The sequence below is a fragment of the Lactobacillus sp. ESL0263 genome, assembly GCF_003692845.1.
Taxonomy (GTDB): domain Bacteria; phylum Bacillota; class Bacilli; order Lactobacillales; family Lactobacillaceae; genus Lactobacillus; species Lactobacillus apis.
Map to the genome: position 1 here is coordinate 262595 of NZ_REHL01000006.1, position 18456 is coordinate 281050.

At 38.0% G+C, this 18456-nt stretch carries 14 protein-coding genes; 3 read left to right on the plus strand and 11 right to left on the minus strand.

Annotation, left to right across the window (positions count from 1 at the left end; translation table 11 throughout):
* Nucleotides 1-8: 8 nt before the first annotated feature.
* The 4 genes from pfkB to F5ESL0263_RS07625 form a co-directional block, all read right to left on the minus strand.
* Complete coding sequence (gene pfkB, locus F5ESL0263_RS07610) at nucleotides 9-923, minus strand: 1-phosphofructokinase (RefSeq protein WP_122036086.1); 915 nt, start codon at nucleotides 921-923, stop codon at nucleotides 9-11.
* Nucleotides 923-1678: a DeoR/GlpR family DNA-binding transcription regulator gene (locus F5ESL0263_RS07615; protein ID WP_122036088.1), complete on the minus strand. Its 756-nt coding sequence runs from the start codon at nucleotides 1676-1678 to the stop codon at nucleotides 923-925. Before F5ESL0263_RS07615 ends, pfkB begins: the two co-directional genes overlap by 1 nt.
* A gap of 166 nt (nucleotides 1679-1844) precedes the next feature.
* Nucleotides 1845-3242 carry an MDR family MFS transporter gene (locus tag F5ESL0263_RS07620; RefSeq protein WP_122036091.1) on the minus strand — a complete coding sequence of 466 codons (1398 nt, stop codon included), beginning with the start codon at nucleotides 3240-3242 and terminating at the stop codon, nucleotides 1845-1847.
* A gap of 57 nt (nucleotides 3243-3299) precedes the next feature.
* Nucleotides 3300-3752 (minus strand): MarR family winged helix-turn-helix transcriptional regulator, encoded by a 453-nt coding sequence (locus F5ESL0263_RS07625; RefSeq protein ID WP_122036093.1) that lies wholly within the window; start codon nucleotides 3750-3752, stop codon nucleotides 3300-3302.
* Nucleotides 3753-3920: 168 nt separating this feature from the next.
* On the opposite strand from F5ESL0263_RS07625, the gene F5ESL0263_RS07630 reads away from it, so the two are divergent.
* Entirely contained in the window at nucleotides 3921-5276 is a 1356-nt protein-coding gene (locus F5ESL0263_RS07630; RefSeq protein ID WP_233558467.1) for a threonine/serine exporter ThrE family protein, read from the plus strand.
* Between the two features lie 195 nt (nucleotides 5277-5471).
* Complete coding sequence (add, locus tag F5ESL0263_RS07635; protein ID WP_122036096.1) at nucleotides 5472-6494, plus strand: adenosine deaminase; 1023 nt, start codon at nucleotides 5472-5474, stop codon at nucleotides 6492-6494.
* 111 nt (nucleotides 6495-6605) lie between these two features.
* Here the strand turns inward: add and bglX are convergent, their stop codons facing one another.
* Together bglX and F5ESL0263_RS07645 are read right to left on the minus strand one after the other, a co-directional pair.
* Nucleotides 6606-8825: a beta-glucosidase BglX gene (gene bglX / locus F5ESL0263_RS07640; protein ID WP_122036098.1), complete on the minus strand. Its 2220-nt coding sequence runs from the start codon at nucleotides 8823-8825 to the stop codon at nucleotides 6606-6608.
* Between the two features lie 52 nt (nucleotides 8826-8877).
* A complete protein-coding gene (locus F5ESL0263_RS07645; RefSeq protein ID WP_122036100.1) occupies nucleotides 8878-10134 on the minus strand; it encodes a PTS sugar transporter subunit IIC in 1257 nt (418 codons plus the stop codon).
* Between the two features lie 134 nt (nucleotides 10135-10268).
* On the opposite strand from F5ESL0263_RS07645, the gene F5ESL0263_RS07650 reads away from it, so the two are divergent.
* Entirely contained in the window at nucleotides 10269-11105 is an 837-nt protein-coding gene (locus F5ESL0263_RS07650; protein WP_158593028.1) for an AraC family transcriptional regulator, read from the plus strand.
* Nucleotides 11106-11170: 65 nt separating this feature from the next.
* Here F5ESL0263_RS07650 and F5ESL0263_RS07655 read toward each other — a convergent pair whose 3' ends face one another.
* The 5 genes from F5ESL0263_RS07655 to F5ESL0263_RS07675 all read right to left on the minus strand — a co-directional run bounded on the left by F5ESL0263_RS07655 (nucleotide 11171) and on the right by F5ESL0263_RS07675 (nucleotide 18392).
* Nucleotides 11171-12616, minus strand: coding sequence for an FAD-dependent oxidoreductase (locus F5ESL0263_RS07655; protein ID WP_122036104.1), 1446 nt, complete (start codon nucleotides 12614-12616; stop codon nucleotides 11171-11173).
* A gap of 25 nt (nucleotides 12617-12641) precedes the next feature.
* Nucleotides 12642-14507: an FAD-dependent oxidoreductase gene (locus tag F5ESL0263_RS07660; RefSeq protein ID WP_122036106.1), complete on the minus strand. Its 1866-nt coding sequence runs from the start codon at nucleotides 14505-14507 to the stop codon at nucleotides 12642-12644.
* A 29-nt stretch (nucleotides 14508-14536) separates the two neighbouring features.
* A complete protein-coding gene (locus tag F5ESL0263_RS07665; RefSeq protein ID WP_122036108.1) occupies nucleotides 14537-15763 on the minus strand; it encodes a nitrate/nitrite transporter in 1227 nt (408 codons plus the stop codon).
* A gap of 27 nt (nucleotides 15764-15790) precedes the next feature.
* The gene (locus F5ESL0263_RS07670) at nucleotides 15791-17275 is read right to left on the minus strand and encodes an FAD-dependent oxidoreductase (RefSeq protein WP_122036110.1); all 1485 of its coding nucleotides are present in this window, start codon (nucleotides 17273-17275) and stop codon (nucleotides 15791-15793) included.
* A gap of 205 nt (nucleotides 17276-17480) precedes the next feature.
* Complete coding sequence (locus F5ESL0263_RS07675; RefSeq protein WP_158593029.1) at nucleotides 17481-18392, minus strand: LysR family transcriptional regulator; 912 nt, start codon at nucleotides 18390-18392, stop codon at nucleotides 17481-17483.
* Between the last annotated feature and the right edge of the window lie 64 nt (nucleotides 18393-18456).

Below are 18456 nucleotides of genomic sequence, written 5' to 3' on the forward strand. Positions count from 1 at the left end.
CTCCTTAATTACGATAGTTGTTCTACATTAATTTGGGGTAAAACAGCTTCAATCTGCCTCATCACAGCAATATCCTTGGTAAAGGCGGTAGCTGCACCACATGCCATTCCGATGCGGAAGCTTTCAGCTGGATCATTGGTCTTAACATAAGTTCCAACAAAACCAGCAATCATTGAGTCACCAGCACCGACTGAATTAACAGCAGTACCGACAGCTCCTTTAGCGTGATAAAAATGATCTTTGGTAATCAAATAACCGCCTTTGCCAGCCATTGAAACCATCACGTTTTGCGCTCCCATATCAAGTAGCTTACGTGCACATTCAAGCATATCTTGATCTGAATCAAAGGTAGTGTTGAACAGCTCAGCAAGTTCGTGATGGTTAGGCTTGATTACTAATGGCTTGTAGCTCAATGTGTCAAGTAGTGCCTGACCGGTTGTATCAATGACAAACTCGGCACCAGCTTCCTTAATTTCTGGCAATAATTCTTTGTAAAAGTCTACTGGCAAACTTGGTGCAAGTGATCCACTTAAGACCACAATGTCACCCTTTTGTAAATCACTCATTCGTGACTTAAAAGCAGTAATTTCTTGATCTGTAATATTTGGTCCCGCAGCATTAATCTCGGTTTCATCTTGTGCATGAACCTTCACATTGACGCGTGTATCGTCTGAAATAGTCACAAAGTCATTAACAATGCGGCGTTGATTTAATTGACGCACCAATTCTTTACCAGTAAAACCACCGACAAAGCCCCAAGCAGTATTGTCAATTTCAAGCTGATTTAGAATTTGAGAAACGTTGATTCCCTTACCCCCGGCAAGAAATGAGCAATTATTGCTACGGTTAACATTACCGCTATCCACTTTGTCTAATTGAATAACATAATCCAAAGCAGGATTAACGGTTACCGTATATATCATTATTTGGCCTCCTTCAAATTAACCTTTGCAGGTAAAATCTTTTTGTTTTGTACCTCAAGTTTATTTGTAATCACGGTGAGATGTTTGACGTTGCCAAAAACAGCGAAGTTACGTTCACCAATTTTAGTTTCATCCGTCAAAACGTAAGTATGATCTGCACAGGCAACTGCTTGCTTCTTAATGGCTGCTTCCTCTGGATCCGGTGTTGTCAGATTACCATTGTGATCAATTCCATTAGTTCCAATAAAGCTGGCAGCAAAGTTCATGCTCTGCAATTGTTCAATCGCAAATTGCCCAATCACAGCATGAGTATCTTCTTTAATCTTGCCACCCAAAAGCATGGTGTTAATGCCGTGCCCAACAGCACTTAGTGCTGTTTCAATTCCATTAGTGACAATGGTTATACCTGCTACATTAGCAAGAAACGGAACCATTTCATAAGCAGTTGTACCTGCATCGATAAAAAGATAATCATTTTCATGTACGTAATGCTCAACTGCGTAGCGTGCAATTCGAACCTTATCATCGTGATTCATTGTGAAGCGAATATGCTGCGAAACATCATGAGCAAGTTTCTTAACCGACTGTGCACCACCATGAACTCTTCGAACTAAACCTTTTTCTTCCATTCGAATTAGGTCTCGCCGAATCGTCGACTCTGACGTTGCCGTCAGTTTGGACAAGTCGCAAACACGACATAGTTCATGTTGATTAACATAGTTTTCAATCAGCTTTTGACGTTCCTGTGTTAGCATCTTCCCTCACCTCCGAAGAGTATTTTATGCGCGTTTCCATTCAAAATCAATCATTTTTACTCAAAATCATTCACTTTTATGCAAAAACAAGCAGCCTATTCTTAACTCCTAACCTTAAAGACAACAAAAAAAGCTGTACGCTATTAGCATCACAGCTTTCTTTTCACTATTTACGTAATTCTTTTTGCGCAGACGGCAAAATAAATGAGCAAACAAACCCAATAATTGCAAAAATTAACATCATGATAAAGCCTAAGCGATAGCCATTATCCAACCTTATTGCTTCGCTTACACCGCTGCCAGTTGCTCCTAATGTTATAACTAGCATCGCCAAAGCAGTCCCAAGTGAACCACCTATTTGTCTAATGGTTGATGAAACAGCATTCGCATGAGCTGTCATATTTGTATCCACTTGATTAATTCCAGCAGTGAAAGTAGTCATCATGGTAAAAGAAATACCGATCATTCTCAGCGCATAACATAAACTAATTAAAACTAGACTTGTTTTAGTGTTGAAAATCAACATTGGTAGAGTACCTAACAACAACATCCCAAAGCCAAACAAAGACAGTTTTTTAATGCCAAATTTATCATATAAAGTACCTGAAATCGGATTGCAGATAATCATTATTAAGGCTCCAGGCATCATCACTAAGCCAGAAGTTAATGCAGTTTCCGCACGCGTTGTTTGTAAATACAATGGCAAAACCAACTCTATTCCTACCATTGAAATGTTACTAATCGTGCTAAGCAGCGTACATAGATCAAAGCCTGAATTTTTCAAAACACTGATGTCTAATAAAGGTTTAGAGATGCTCAACTGGCGACGACAAAATAGCCAAATAATTACAATGCCAATAATAAAAATCAAGGTTAGGATTACGGTGATTTTACCAGTATTACCTATTTCTGACAGTGCATACAAGATCAAACCAAATCCTACAATTGATTCCAGAAAAGAAACCACATCGACTGAGCTTAAATGAGCAACAGTAATATTTTGAATTGTAAAAAAGGCAAGTACACATACTACAGCACTGGCAAAGCTTAAAATTATAAATAGCATTTGCCATTCTGCATATTTCAAAATCAAGCCTGAAATGGTTGGTCCAACGGCTGGTCCAAAACCAATTACTAGTCCAGTGATTCCCATTGCCATTCCACGCTTTTCTGGTGGAAACAGAATTAAAATGACATTTTGAATAAATGGCATCAGTCCTCCCGCGGCAATAGCTTCAATAATTCGTCCTATTAGCAAAGTTTCAAAATTTGGTGCAAACAGACAAACTAACGAGCCAGCAAAAAAGATTGCCATCATAGTTAAAAAATTGTTTTTGAGACTAAATGATTCAAAAATCCAAGCCGAAATCGGAATCATTAACCCAACTACCAATAAATATGCCGTGGTTAACCATTGAGCTGTTGCCTGTCCCACGTTAAACGACTTCATGATTGACGGTAATGCATTATTTAAAAAAGTTTCAGCCAATAATGAAACAAAGGCACCGAACAGCAGCACCGCCATCATCAGCGCTCTTTTTTTACCAGAAATTTCTTTTTCCATTTTTTCTCCCTTTTAAAATATGTAGCAAGCTACATTTAATAGAAATAAAGCATGACTTTATTTAAAACCTTCAATTATTTGATCGAGAAAAGCTTCAAACTGCTCAACTTCAACGGCTGATGAACCTTGTGTGATTTGTTCATTAGTGTTATCAAGAATTGCATGAATTTTGTTAATGTTCTTATCAACAAGAGCAAAGCCCTTGTCAGATAATTGCAAAACTATTTGACGTTGGTCAGTTTCAAGGCGGGTTGTATAAATCAAACCATTCTCTTCCAAGCGTCGCACAATTCCTCTAATTGTTGGATGACTTAGCACAAACATATCTGCTATCTCTTTTTGTGTCACCGTTCTATCTTTGGCATCATACAGAAAAACCATTAATGATATTTGTGCACCAGTTAAAGAATAGTCCTTGAACATTTCTCCAAACTGATTATTTAGTTGTTTTTCAATTAGCGTATTCGCAGCTTTGATTTTAGGACCAATTCGGTTTAAATATACGTTCATGATTTCCCTCACTTCATTTGTGTAGTATACTACACAAAATTATTTTTGCAATTGAAGATAGGAATTTTACGTATCACTGTAAGTGATTTCAGAATAATTTTCATATTTTCATTTGTGCTACAATGAAAACATTGTAATTTAGCATTTAGAAAGGTTATGCATTTAGTAATGGACGAAAATAGCACAAGTCAAGAAGAGCATCATATATCTGGCCATCATCATATGAGAATTCACTGGAAAGAGTTCTTTAAAAGTCCAGATGATACTTTAATAAAGGATACAACGCTAGTGGAAAAGGGCTCGCTAGTTGGTCGAATTGGGCTGATGCTACTAGAATGTGGAACAGGAGCATGGCGTGTGCGCGATTCAATGAATACAATTTCACGGGCATTGGACATTACCTGTTCTGCCGACATTGGGCTACTAACTATTAGCTACACCTGTTTTGACGTTGATAACAAGTCATATTCCCAAACCCTATCTTTGCCTTCTACTGGCGTCAACATGAACAAGCTAAATAAATTGGAAGATTTTGTACGCCGCTTTGAAACAGAAAACGAATATTGGACAATTGGGGGCATTCATCATGAGCTAAATCAAATTGAGCGCCATACGCAAAACTACCCTATTGCTATTTCTGCTTTAAGTGCAGGCATCGCTTGTGCTAGTTTCATTTTTCTACTCGGCGGTGGACTGCCAGAAATGATTTGTACTTTCTTTGGTGCAGTTATTGGTAATTACTTACGTGAATACATGGGAAAAAAGAAAATAACTTTAGTTGCTAAAATTGCAGCTGGAGTTGCAGTTTCGTGTGCTGTTTACTTCCTATGTTTTAAACTGGGACAGTTATGCTTCGGCTGGAGTTACAGCCATGCTTATGGCTATATCGGGGCTATGCTCTATGTTATTCCCGGCTTTCCATTTATTACTTCTGGACTTGATATGTCAAAACTAGACATGAGGTCTGGGCTTGAGCGATTAGCCTACGCCATTTTGACTATTTTGATTGCAACTATGGTAGGTTGGGGCATGGCAACAGCCTTAAGTTTAAAGCCTGGCTCTATTCCTGAATTGCAACTTAATCCACTTGCACTAACCATTTTTAGACTAATCGCTAGCTTCTGCGGTGTTTATGGCTTCTCAATCATGTTTAATGCCAAGCCGTCGATGGCAGCAGTTGCAGCAATTATCGGCGCATTTTCTAACACTTTACGTCTAAATTTAGTTGAGTTTAATCATTTACCAGCTGCCTTAGCAGCCTTTATTGGTGCATTGATTGCCGGCTTAATCGCTAGCTTCGTCCGTGATAAAGTTGGCTTCCCGCGAATCGCTATTACCGTTCCGGCCATTGTTATCATGGTTCCAGGACTCTACATGTATCGAGCAGTTTTCAACTTTGGTGTAACTAATATCAATATCGGAGCATATTGGATTATGAATGCCCTAATGATTATTAATGCCTTGCCAATTGGATTACTAACTGCCCGAATCCTAACTGATCCAAAATGGCGTCATGCGGATTAGTATTTAAAACCTGAAATTTTGTAAAACCAGCTGATAAGAGCTGGTTTTTTCTTTTCTTCTTTTTGAGTAAAAGCGTACTTTATAAAAATGAATTAATAAAATAGTTCGGATAATTTATATTTATGAGCCAATTTTTATGTTAAAATTTAAATATATTATATATAAAGTGAACATTATATTTTCAGGAGGAATAAAATGAGTTCAACTGTAACGCCAGAATTTACTCGCGGTTTGCCTAAGGCAGAATTGCACTTGCATATTGAAGGTACACTAGAACCAGAACTAAAGTTAAAGCTGGCTAAACGCAACAATGTTGATATTGGACAAGAAACTATTGAAGACGTCCAAAAAACATATGATTACCATGATTTAGCATCGTTTTTAGCTGTTTACTATCCAGCTATGAATGTTTTACAAACCGAAGAAGATTTTTATGACTTAGCTTGGGCATATTTGACCAAAGCTGCGGCTAACAATGTTCGCCACGTTGAAATATTTTTCGATCCTCAAGCTCATACCAGCCGCGGTATTCCTTTTGAGACGGTTATCAACGGCCTATATCGAGCAACGGTTGATGCTCGTGCGTTAAACGTTGATGCTCACTTAATCATGTGCTTTTTACGTGATTTCTCTAAAGAATCTGCACGCCTAACTTTGCAAGAAGGTTTGAAATATCGTGATAAGATCATCGGCGTTGGACTTGATTCAGACGAACATAACAATCCACCACTAAAATTTGCACGTCAATTTGAAGATGCTGCTGCTGCAGGACTTCATTTGACTACTCACTGTGATATTGACCAAAAAGATTCCATTGAACACATTCGACAAGCATTAGAAATTATGGAAGTTGAACGTCTTGACCATGGAACAAACATTGTTGAAGATCCTGATTTAGTTGAATTAGTAGCTAAAAGGCAAATTGGTTTGACCTCATGCCCACTATCAAATGGTTTTGTTTCTCCAGAAATGAAGGGTGAAGAAATAATTTCTCTTTTAAAAGCAGGAGTTAAAATATCAATTAATTCGGACGATCCTGCCTACTTCAAAGGCTACATCAGTGATAATTACTACGCACTTGCACAAAAATATCAATTATCGCAAGAACAAATTGTTCAATTAGCCAAAAACTCTTTTGAATCTTCTTGGATTAGTCAAAAGCAAAAAGAACTGTACTTAGCAGAAATTGATTCCTATGTTGCTAAGTTTAGTAAATAATTTATGTACATACTCTGATAAAAAAGGGAGTGGCCGTGTGAAGTGGGCCTCTCCCTTTTTATTTATTAAAGTTTATTTGAGAAGTTAGATAGTTTTAACATATCCCTTAACTTAATCAGTTAAAGTAAAATCCTTTGCTAAACAATCACGAGAATTGCTACCAATAAACAGAGTAAAATCTCCATTCTCTAAAATTTCTTCGCCATAATTATCAAAAAAAGTTAACTGCATTGGACTGATACTAAAGCTAACAGTTTTTTTGGTGTGAGCTTTTATAGCAACTTTCTTAAAATCAATCAATTTTTTGACAGGCTGGACAATAGTAGCTACTTTATCATGCAGGTAAAGTTGGGCTGTCTCTTGGCAATCCCAGTCACTATCATTCTTTAAAACAACTTTGGCTTCGATATTCCCAGCATGAGTCATCACACTTTTGTCTAGAGACATGCTCTCATAAGTAACCTTACCATAAGATAAGCCATAACCAAATGGATATAGTGGAGCAGCAGGAGCATCCAAGTACTTCGAAACAAAGCGTCCAACATGTTGAGAGTCATCGACTGGTCGCCCTGTTGATAAATGATTATAATATATCGGCTCCTGTCCCGAACTATATGGAAATGACATTGTCAGTCTTCCAGAAGGATTGGCTTTTCCAAATAAAATGTCCGCAATTGCTGCACCGCCTTCAGTTCCAGGGAACCAACATTCGAGAATACTATCAACTTTATCAATAATATTAGTTAGAACAAGTGGACGACCACTAATAACCAAAAGGACCACTTTTTTTCCCAATTTGGATATTTCATTAATTAAGTTTAATTGATTCTCCGGTAAAGTTAGCTTTGTCTTTGCTCCTGCCTCACCTGCCTCAAGAGTACTTTCTCCAAGCGCCAACACAACAACATCTGCCCTTTTAGCTAATTGAAGTGCTTCTTCATTATTTTCATGCTCGACCTCTTGATTAGAAATAACTTTAGAAATTTCTTCCTCATTTGGAAAGCCCATTTCTTTTAGCATTTCTCGGCTTCGATTAATATCTGTTCCTTTAGTAGCCGTAACATTAGAAGTGTAACGCTCTATACCTTCAAGAATTGAAACACTATCTTTAGGTTCACCATGAACTGCCCACATCCCAAGCAAAGAATGATCCGTACTGTACGGTCCAATTAATGCAATTTTTTCGTTTTTATTAAGTGGCAGTACATCGTTCTTGTTTTGCAACATTACAATAGCTTCGCTTGCTAGCTTTCTTGCTAGTTCTCGCTTATCTGATGACAAAACGCTCTTATTTTCACGTGCGACTGAAGTGCCACGATAAGGATCTTCAAACAACCCAAGTTCATTTTTAAGTGACAGCACTCGCCAAACAGACTCATCGATTTTTTCCTCGTTAAGTTTACCATCAGCCACCAACTTCTTTAGACTATTGGCATAACAAGGTGATTTCATGTCAATATCTACTGTAGCATTGATAGCTTTATGTGCAGCATCATATTCATCCGAGGCAAAGCCATGTTTTACTAGCTCATAAATTGAAGCATAATCAGAAATAATTATTCCATTGAATCCCCATGTTTTTCTAAGTAGCTCATTTAACAATTTTTCATCTGCAGTTGATGGCACTCCGTTCAATGAAGTTAGAGAGGTCATAGCCATTTTTGCCCCAGCCTTTACAGCGCTCTTATAAGCTGGCAAATAGTTTTGATAAAGATTGCTGATTGACATGTCAATACTATTATATTCTCTACCAGATTCAACTGCACCATAGCCAGCAAAGTGCTTAAAGCAGGCAGCTACACCATTATTATTTTCAAAATTTTCCTGGAATCCCTCTACCATTGCCTTTGCGTATACTGAATTTAGATATGGATCTTCACCTGGAGATTCTAAAACTCTTCCCCACCTTGCATCATGAACAGTATCAAGCATTGGCGCATAGGCCACATGAATTCCTGCAGCTGAAGCCTCATCCGCTGCTGTATTAAATGCCTCCTTAACCAATTTAGGATCCCAAGATGCTCCTAAACCAATTGGAATAGGATAAACTGTTTTGTAGCCATAAATGACATCAGACATAAACATAACTGGGATATGATGAGGCTGCATCTTCATCTGCTGGTCCTGGACCCTTCGTGTTTCTTCAGCACCAGCAACGTTTAAAACTGATCCTGCTAAGTCCACTACTTTTTGTGATATTCCCAGCTTGGTTATGGGTCCGTATGAAATATCATTTGCTTGAAAAAATTCTCCTGATAACTGGACCAATTGCCCAACTTTTTCATCCAGACTCATATCTTTTAACAATTGTTTCAATTCGATTGTTTTCATTTGTTTATACCTCTAACGAAAAAGAGGTTAATTAAAACCTCTCATTAACAGTTTATTTAGCAGCGTTTTGTTCCTGTGCTACAGCTTTTTTATCCGCTCTTCTAAACCATGGATACCATAGTAGAGGTGATATTACTAATTGAATAATTAAAACTAAAATAACTATTGAAATATGCCCTCCTAGTAGAGCATGAACACCAAGTGGTAATCCAAATACTGCCTGAGCTCCTGTACACCTAGCAACTATTCCTAACTTAGTTAATAAACCAGCTATTATAACAACAATAGCATTGTTTGTTGCAAATGGTACAAAGAAATCAAAGTTTAACACCAATGGCGTACCAAAAATCACAGGTTCGGTAATACCAAATAAAGCTGGAATAATAGAAATTTTCCCTAATGTCTTAAATCTTTCACTTTTTGCAATAAACAGCATTAATAAAACTAGTCCTAATGCCGTACCGCCCCAAGTGTAAAAATTAAAGAAAGCATAGCCATAAATATTTGGAACTGGACGTCCTGCTTTATACGCAGCTAAGTTTTGCATATCAAGAGCCATCCAAATAGGAACAACAATTGGTGTAATCACATTAGTTCCATGAATACCGAAGAACCACATTATCTGTTCAATTAAGCAGACTAGAACCATTGCCCAGAATGATCCACCTATGTGCTGTAATGGTGTTTGAATTATTGAAAAAATAAGTTGATGGAAACTACCAAATGAGGTTACACTAAAACCAAGTGCTACAACAGTGAAAAATACACCTAATAAGAGAGTTGGTATTAAGGCTGCGAAAGTATCCGATACCATTGGGGGAACACCAGCTGGCATTTTAATAGTCCATTTATGTTGTTTCATGTAAACATATGACCTACCAACTACAATTCCAACGATTATTGCTGAAAACAAACCATCAGCACCAAGCCAAGTTGTTGGAATGGCAGTTACATCTTTAATATTTCCAAGTGGTGTAATTATTAAAAACGACATTAATGCGATGATGCCTGCACTCGTTCCATCATCATCCTTAAGGAACATTTTTGCGATATATTTTCCCATTAAAAAGGCAACATATAACGCAATTGCCCCAATTGTTGCTGAGTTAACAAAACCCATAATTTTTGCCAATTGAGCAAACTTCCATCTGCCAGCATATACTGCAACTAACGTAGCAAATGAGCCAATAATCATGGGCCCTAAAGTAGCCATCATTGCACCCATGACTGCTTGTAAGTATTTATTATTCCCTATTTTGTCGAACCATGGCTGCAACTTTTGAAATAGGTTAGTCATCTTTTCCTTCATAAAAACTCCTCCTTGCTGTTCTTTATCTTTCTAAAACAATAGTAAAGCGTTTCCAATGAAGTTGAAATACATTTTTTAAATAGGAAACATGTAAAATAATGACCTTCCAACATATTTTGAGAGGGGAAGTGCCTATGTCATATATCCAACATGAAAAAATAAGTAATTCAAAAAAATTGCCTTTCAAAGTGTTCAATTTTCATGCTCATAATTTAAATAGAGTTATTCCGATGCATTGGCACCAAAGCACAGAACTACTTTATTGCGCACATGGCAAACTTGAAGTTAAGTTAAAAAACCATAATTTTTTGTTATGCAAAAATGACTTTATAGCAATCAATCCGTATCAAATACACTCGACTAAAAGTCTACAAAAAAATTCGGTACTATGTATCCAATTACCATTGCCATTTTTGAATGAACTTACTAATAATACGTTTTTGTATAAATATATTTTTGCTGCAAATTCATGTACAGAATCCAATGCGATTAATCAGGAACTTATCTCAACTTTTAAAGACATTATAAACTTACGAAATTCGGATAGTTCGTTAGTTACAAACCTTAAGGTCACCACTAACGTTATTAACGTTGTTCGAATATTAACTGAATATTACGCTAAAGAGAGCAATATCGATCAACAGGAAAGTAACATTTACTTTGTTGAAGAACTCACCAGCTTTATTTCACAAAATTTTGATAAAGATATTCAGATTCATGACGTTTCCCAACACTTTGCATATTCTGAGGGGTATACCTCAAGACTAATAAAGAAAAGTCTAGGGACATCATTTTCTGAACTTTTAAGACTTGTTCGAATAAATAAAGCAATTGATTTAATGAACTCTTCTCCAAAATCTTGGGTAGAAATTGCTGAATTAACTGGTTTCAAAACCTATCGTAATTTATACAACGCATTTTATAGTGTCTATCAAATGTCACCTAATGAATTTAAAAACCAGAACCAATAAAAAACAACTTCCATTTTTTGGAAGTTGTTTTTTTGAGAGAATATAGAATTAAAACTAACTTATGCTCATGCCTTATTTACAATTGCTTTGACTGCATTTCTACCTGAGAAAATACAATATCCGGCATGTGTTCCTGGAACGTTAACACCGTATGTATCGCCATAAAGAACTGCGGAACCATCACTACCAATTGCATATAGTCCTTCAATTGGTCTGCCTTTAGTATCTAGAACTTCATTATCTGTGTTAACTCTTAAGCCGTCACCAGTTGTGTAGGCTCCAACACCTAATTCAATTGCATAAAACGGACCATTGCCATCAACAGGTAATAGATATTTAGCAGGTTTATGGAAATCTATATCTTCACCGTTTGCTGCCATTTCATTGTAATGTTTTACGTATGAAACCAGATTTGGCGTATCGATTTCTTCAGCTAGTTCTTCAAGCGTATTAGCCTTGTGTAAGTACTCACGACCATCTTTTTCGGCCTGCTCTATATCATCACGCAAGGTTGGGTAGCGATCTTCTGGTACAAATGGCTTCATTGATCTTGGATAGGACTTATCGGTAAAATCGTCCAGAATTTTTTGGCTGAAGACGCAGAAAACACGTTCTTGACGGTTCATTGCATTACCTTCATTAGCCCAGTTGACGACCGCAGCACTTTCATCAACAAAACGTTCGCCCATTTCATTAACCCACATTTGTGGTTGATCACAAACTGAGCTCCAAATTGCTGTGCCCCATAACTTAAATGATGGAACTGTGCGATCTTTTAGCTGGCCACCAAACATCATTGACATCCCTGTAAAGAATTGCTTAGCACCAAGCTGCCAAGCCAATTTCAAGCCATCACCTGTGCTCTTGCCTGAATTTACTGGAATAACATTATCAGGGTTTTGATGTGGTGTTTGTTCCATTAACTCTAAATTGTTCAAGTAGCCACCAGTTGCTAAAACAACATTTTTAGCTTTAACAACTGTATCGGTATTATCTTCAACATTAGTCAGAGTCACTTCAAAGGAACCACTCTTAGCTTTTTGAAGATCAGTAACTCTAGTTAATGTCTTGATTTCGACACCTTTTTCTTTGGCATATGGCTCTAAACCATTATGAATTGCATCATGACCTTTGCCTTCAAACAAATGCCATGTTTTAGCACCATCACCAAGTCCGGCAACCATCGCAATTTTGGCACCATGGTCTTCAAGCCAAGAAACATTCTCACCTGCTTGATCAATGTACTTTTGCCACATCTTGCCGTCAGCCTTGTAGTGCGAATAGGTTAACTCTTCTTTTAAAAGTTCTTCTTTATCAAGTACAGAGTTGTCCTTTTGTTGCAAAGCCGAATCAGCTGCAAAAACACCTTCAACATAGTTACCAGTACCACCGGTTGTCTTGCCTTTTTCAACTAACATTGTTTTTAAACCTTGCTCACCAGCTTCAGCAGCTGCTGCAAAGCCTGCAAGTCCAGCACCAGCAATTACTACATCATATTTTTCTTCAGCCATTATTATTCTCCTTTTTGGCTAATAATCACTTACCAGCTTTTGCTGTCTCAGCAGCATCAATTCCTGCCAGTCGGCCAGAAATGTAAGCAAATCCTAAAGTTCCGCCTTCGAAATCAACGTATGCTTTGCCGTACATTCCGGATGCATCAGCACCAGCAACATACAAGTTCGGTACGGGCTCACCATCTGGAGCAAGTGCGTGCATTTTTTCGTCAATTGTTGCACCACCGAGTGTACCTAAGTTACGTGCAATAAATTTAACGGCATAAAATGGACCTTGTTCTACTGGAATCATGCGCTTAGTGTCAGAGAAGAACAGATCATCTTCGCCCTTCTTTTTAGCGTTATTATACTGATCTACTGCATTTTGCAAGTTTTCTTCGTTAACCCCCATTCTCTGGGCCAATTCTTTAATAGTCTTTCCAATAAATACCACATTGGTTGAAGACAATTTATCCAAAAGTGCCGTAAAATCAACTTTTTCATGCTCACGCTTGATTGCTTCGTCAGTGTCAGTAGGGAAATTGAATTCCATATAGAATTCGCGGTGATCTTTCCACTTGCCATAGTGATCTTCGATTGCTACTGTTCCGCCTTCTTTGATCTTATCAAGCATTGCTTGATCCAAAACAACGAATTCGGTTTGTTGTGGTTGCTCTGACAATTCAGCTCCGTGAACTGCAAAGTCGAGTGCATGAGTTTCACTGGCATAACGTTGACCACGATTGTTAACACGTAAGTTTGGAAAATCAGCTAGCGCATTGATTGGCATCCAATTAGGACCAACAATTTTAGCCATTTCACCAATATCTTCATCACTAAAAGTTTGCCAGAAGTAATGCGTAGAACCATTAATATGGTGGGCAGTTCCGGCATCCCACGCCATGTTTAAGCCATCACCAGTATTTTGTAAAACTTGGCCTTGTGTACTTACATCGCCCAAGTACTCCTTACGCATTTTTGGATTACCACCAAAACCGCCAGTAGCAATGATTACCTTCTTAGCATTAACATGTAAAACTTGATCATCGCCTTGTGCGACAACACCAGTAACATTGCCATTCTCGTCTTGCAATAGTCTCTGACCGGCAAAACCAAAGTACATTTGGCCGCCTAAAGACTTAAACTTTTCGATTAATTTAGTGACAGCTTTTGTACCGCCCTCTTGGTAACCATGCAATGTAGCAGGCATGCCGATATGGTCATAGCTACCGCCCGTTCCGGCATCTACTAACTTCATGATTGCGCCATTTTCGTTTAACCAATCAACTGTCTTACCAGATTCATCAATAATGCGACGAACTAAAATTGAGTTCATATAACCTTGAGAAGCGTCCATGTATTCGTCATAGAGCCACTTCTTAGATACAACTGCATTCTTTTCCTTCTGTTGTTGACTATCTCCAGCAAACATTCCACCGGCAAAAGTACTTGCACCAAGAGGTGAAATCGTCTTTTCAATTAAAGCCACACTTGCACCATGTTGACGTGCAGCAAGAGCTGCAGCAACACCAGCACCGCCTGCTCCAACAACTGCTACATCAACATCCACTGTTTTTTTACCAGAAGTGGTAGAATGCGAGCTATTCTCTTTTAAAGCAGCAAAATCAACTTGTGCTTTGCCTAAAGCTTCTTTTACACCTTCGATAATTCCACGTGAAGTTTCAGAAGCGCCTGAAACAACGTCAACATCAACTGATTGATGGTCAACAATTTTTTGCGCCATTTTCTTAAAGGCATTATCTGCCAAGCTATCAGGTGCATATTTATCTAATGGTTTTACATTAACTATTTTGTCAGAGCCAACTTCAACCTCAAGGTTAATTTCGCTCTCTTTGCCTTGACCAGAACCTGTATATTTACCAGGTATCTTTGTAATTTCCTTTGTCATAAGAATTATTCCTTTCAAAAAGCCTTCGGTTATTTACCACGGCGAGCATTTTTGGCTGCATTAGCATCAGGTAAAATAGCCATGAAAATTGTTGTAAGCATTAAAACAATTCCTTGAATAATAAATGTCATCATATAATTGCTTCCTGCGATAACAGAAATAATAACTGGTACACAGTATGAGAATAATAATGAAACAGTTCCGATTAGACCTCCGGCAGAACCGGCATATTTTGGTCCAATTTCAGGGAATGTGATAGGCATTGCTTGCATTAAAGGACCAGTCATTGCACCAAACAGTCCTCCAAGTATTAGTGAAATAGTAAGTGGCATGCCTAATGGAATAAACCAAGTAAGTGCGATTAGAAGTCCAGCCAAAATGGTTACTGTAATCATTAGTGGCTTAGCTTTTTTTGCTTTTCCAATTATCGCTGGTCCAAAAAGTGAACCACATAGACTACCGATCGTAGCTACAGCAGCTACAGTATTACCTTGAATAGGAGTCATTCCCCTTGCTGCAAGAGCAGTAGGCATAATGTTTGAGAATGCTTCACTCGCACCCATACCAACACCAACACTAGCAGCTACAATCCAGGTCATTTTGCTATGAGCAGCAACCTTGAAGAAGTCGAGCGATGATTCCGGTTTACCTTGTTTCATTTGAGTTTGTGGAATTGGCTCGTCCTTTGGGGCATCTTTTATAAAAACAATCCAGCAAATAGCTAAAATGAGTAGTAAAAATGATGAAAAAGTATATGCTGCTTTTACGCTTGGAAATAGTGGACTAGTAATACGAGTTAAAATAATTCCTACACTAGCTGAAGCAAAGAAGACGCCCATTGCTAAATTCGTATCTTGCTTAAACCAAACACCGAAAATTTTCAATGTATTCGCATTTAAGAGTGCCATATAAACACCGAATAATAACAACATAATCATTAATGTTGCGAAATTAGTTGCTACTAAGCGCCCAAATGCACCGATTAAAGATACTATCAAACCAATCGTAACGATTTTCTTAGCACCAAATTTATCTGCAAGTGATCCTGCAGGAATACTCAAGAAAACCGCAATCAACATTGGTGCCATACCCAGGCTTTGTAGTTGAGCTGGTGAAATATGCAAAGCTGGCATAATTTGAACAGCCAAAGCCGACACTTGAAATTGAATGTAATTACTTGTTGCATCAAGCAATGCAACAATTGCTAATATTACCCACCGATAACTCGAAAGTTTAGGTAATTGTTTTTCTTCCATGATTCTTTAACTCCTTATTGATAAAAACTAATTTTCAGCTGCGTATTGCCCAGCCAATCGACCGAAAGTCTGAGCGTGGCTGCAAGTAAGACCAGGAACACGGTCAGGATAGCTACCCCAGAAGAAACCACCACTTGCATTACCAGCTGCATAAAGATGTGGAATTGGTTTGCCTTTTTTATCGATAACTTCCATCTTGGTATTGATGCGTAATCCATCAAGTGTTGCGAGAAGACGACCGCCCATAATGACACCGTAATATGGTGCCTTATCAACTGGGAATAATCTGAACTTTTCTTTACCAAAGTCTGTATCTTCACCTTGCTCGCACATTTCGTTATAGCGTTTAACAGTTGCAACCAAGTTGTCTTTTGGTAATTCCAGCTTTTCAGCTAATTCCTCAATTGTGTCGGCCTTTTGAATCATGCCGTCATCAATCCTGCGTTGTATTTCTTCCTTGTTTTCCTCAGTATTGTAAATGCCAGGCCAACCTAACCGTGAACAGCCCTGGGTATCAAATTGAGCCAAATGATCCATTGTGTCTTCTGACCAAATTTGTGCTTCCAAGTAGCCAGGCTGCTTAGCCATTGCATTAACGTCAAATTGATAGGGAACACTTTCGTTACCAAAACGTTCACCATTAAGGTTTACTTTTAGTAACGGATAAGCACCCATCCAAAAGTATCCGGGACCCTTAAAGTCGATTTGATAGTGGTCTTCAGCATTAGTGCCAACTGGTACAGCACCACGATCAAAAATAATTTCAGCTGGTTCTTCATCACGAGCAGCTCCCACTTTAAGACCAGCAAGAATACCTGAACCATCATCACGAGGTCCATCTGAATAAACATTTTTCTTGTAGCCAAGTGGATCCCACTTCTTCATTAATTCGACGTTTCCACCATAACCACCTGTACAGATAATGACTCCCTTATTGGCATGGTATTCAGTTTTTTCACCACTAGAACGGTCACTTGTAATGATGCCGGTAACAGCACCACTACCATCCGTTACTAATTCTTCAAGCTTAGTATTATATTTAAGAGTTACTCCGAGCTCTTTAATCTTATCAATCATCCAATCACCATAATGAGCCCAACCATTATCAGGGGTTGCGATTGCCAATTCGGTGTTAAACGCGGTATTAACAATCGTTTCATAATGAGCATCAGATTGCGGTCTTAAGACTCCACCATTAGGCTTCAAAATGTTATCTTCCAGCCAGTTAGCTGTTTCATCCGTGTGATTAGCCCAGGTCCATAACAAACGTTCATCAACATTATCTTGGAAAAACAAGGTTAAGAAGTTCATCAGTTTAGCTTTATCAACTTTAATGCCAGCTCTTCTTTGTGCATTACTATCTAGTGCTGCAAAGAATGAGCGGTAGAGAAATTGGGAACTCCCTTGTTTATCAATTAACAGGACTTTAGCACCCTTTTCGGCGGCTGCGCATGCTGCCATTCCACCGGCATTGCTTGCTCCTGCAATAATAACGTCATAAGTATTGTCCATTTTTTATCCCTCACTTTTAAAGCAATTTTTCTAACCGCTTTCATCATACTGCTAATAAAGTGAATCTCTGCACCATCTTTAGAATTGAAGATTACTAAATGGAATGTTCAACTATTTTAAAATTTAGTTGTCATCAAAAAAGCACTTATATTCCAACGCTTCAGCGTTAAATACAAGTGCTTTTCATTATTTTTATATTTGTGAGTTACTTATTTATATTTACTTGTGAATACTCTTTAACTGCACTCTCCAATGTCTTTAGTACTTCTTCCAAAACTGATTTATTCGAAAAAGAGTCCATATATGCAATTCCATAAGGAGAAATATCGTGATAATCAATCGGAACATAAGTAATACCCTCAGATTGTGAATCAGCAATGAAGTTCGGCAAAATCCCGTAACCCCAGCCTCCACGCACATAGATATCCATTGCGAGAAAGTCTTGGACAAATTTAATATGCTCCATTCCCAAACTATTAACTAAGGTAGTTTGAAAGTTCATTTGAACATTCAATGAGCTGTTAGGATCCAGCAAAAAAATATTTTTGTCCTTCAAATCAGCCATTGTAACTAGCTTTTTTTGAGCAAGTTCAGAATCTTGTGGGCATGCAATAACCACTTTTCCCGTAATCAGTGGCTCAAACAAAACGTCATCAACAATATCAACGTCGTCACGTGCAATCGCACAAATATCAACGTGATGGTTTAATAATTCGCCAATCGAATTATTAAGGACAAAGACAAATTGGACATTAATATTGCTACCAGATTCACGAAGCTTGCGCAAAAAGATTGGTAAAATTTTTTGCTCTAAGGGCGTGTCGCAAACTCCGATTCGCAGCAACGTTTCTGGATCATTTTTCTTACTTTGCAAATACGCTACAGTATAATCCATATCATCAACAACATTGCGTGCAACACGGTAAAAATACTTACCAGCGTTGGTCAATGAAATACGATGGTGTGCACGATTAATTAACGTCACACCAATTGTATCCTCAAGATCCTTGATATTTTTTGAGACCGCAGATTGAGAAAAATTGAGTCGCTCTGCAGCAATTGTAAAGCTTGAATTATCCACTGCTTTAATAAAACAGCGCAATTGAGTAAAGTTCATTTTCCTGTCCATTCAATTAATATAAGTTATTGGATTGGTATTAAAGTAATTGTACAGAAAAAGG

Bases quoted from the DNA above. Each gene is read 5' to 3' on its own strand.
- pfkB (WP_122036086.1), bottom strand. From the start codon at position 923: ATGATATATACGGTAACCGTTAATCCTGCTTTGGATTATGTTATTCAA.
- F5ESL0263_RS07615 (WP_122036088.1), bottom strand. From the start codon at position 1,678: ATGCTAACACAGGAACGTCAAAAGCTGATTGAAAACTATGTTAATCAA.
- F5ESL0263_RS07620 (WP_122036091.1), bottom strand. From the start codon at position 3,242: ATGGAAAAAGAAATTTCTGGTAAAAAAAGAGCGCTGATGATGGCGGTG.
- F5ESL0263_RS07625 (WP_122036093.1), bottom strand. From the start codon at position 3,752: ATGAACGTATATTTAAACCGAATTGGTCCTAAAATCAAAGCTGCGAAT.
- F5ESL0263_RS07630 (WP_233558467.1), top strand. From the start codon at position 3,921: ATGGACGAAAATAGCACAAGTCAAGAAGAGCATCATATATCTGGCCAT.
- add (WP_122036096.1), top strand. From the start codon at position 5,472: ATGAGTTCAACTGTAACGCCAGAATTTACTCGCGGTTTGCCTAAGGCA.
- bglX (WP_122036098.1), bottom strand. From the start codon at position 8,825: ATGAAAACAATCGAATTGAAACAATTGTTAAAAGATATGAGTCTGGAT.
- F5ESL0263_RS07645 (WP_122036100.1), bottom strand. From the start codon at position 10,134: ATGAAGGAAAAGATGACTAACCTATTTCAAAAGTTGCAGCCATGGTTC.
- F5ESL0263_RS07650 (WP_158593028.1), top strand. From the start codon at position 10,269: ATGTCATATATCCAACATGAAAAAATAAGTAATTCAAAAAAATTGCCT.
- F5ESL0263_RS07655 (WP_122036104.1), bottom strand. From the start codon at position 12,616: ATGGCTGAAGAAAAATATGATGTAGTAATTGCTGGTGCTGGACTTGCA.
- F5ESL0263_RS07660 (WP_122036106.1), bottom strand. From the start codon at position 14,507: ATGACAAAGGAAATTACAAAGATACCTGGTAAATATACAGGTTCTGGT.
- F5ESL0263_RS07665 (WP_122036108.1), bottom strand. From the start codon at position 15,763: ATGGAAGAAAAACAATTACCTAAACTTTCGAGTTATCGGTGGGTAATA.
- F5ESL0263_RS07670 (WP_122036110.1), bottom strand. From the start codon at position 17,275: ATGGACAATACTTATGACGTTATTATTGCAGGAGCAAGCAATGCCGGT.
- F5ESL0263_RS07675 (WP_158593029.1), bottom strand. From the start codon at position 18,392: ATGAACTTTACTCAATTGCGCTGTTTTATTAAAGCAGTGGATAATTCA.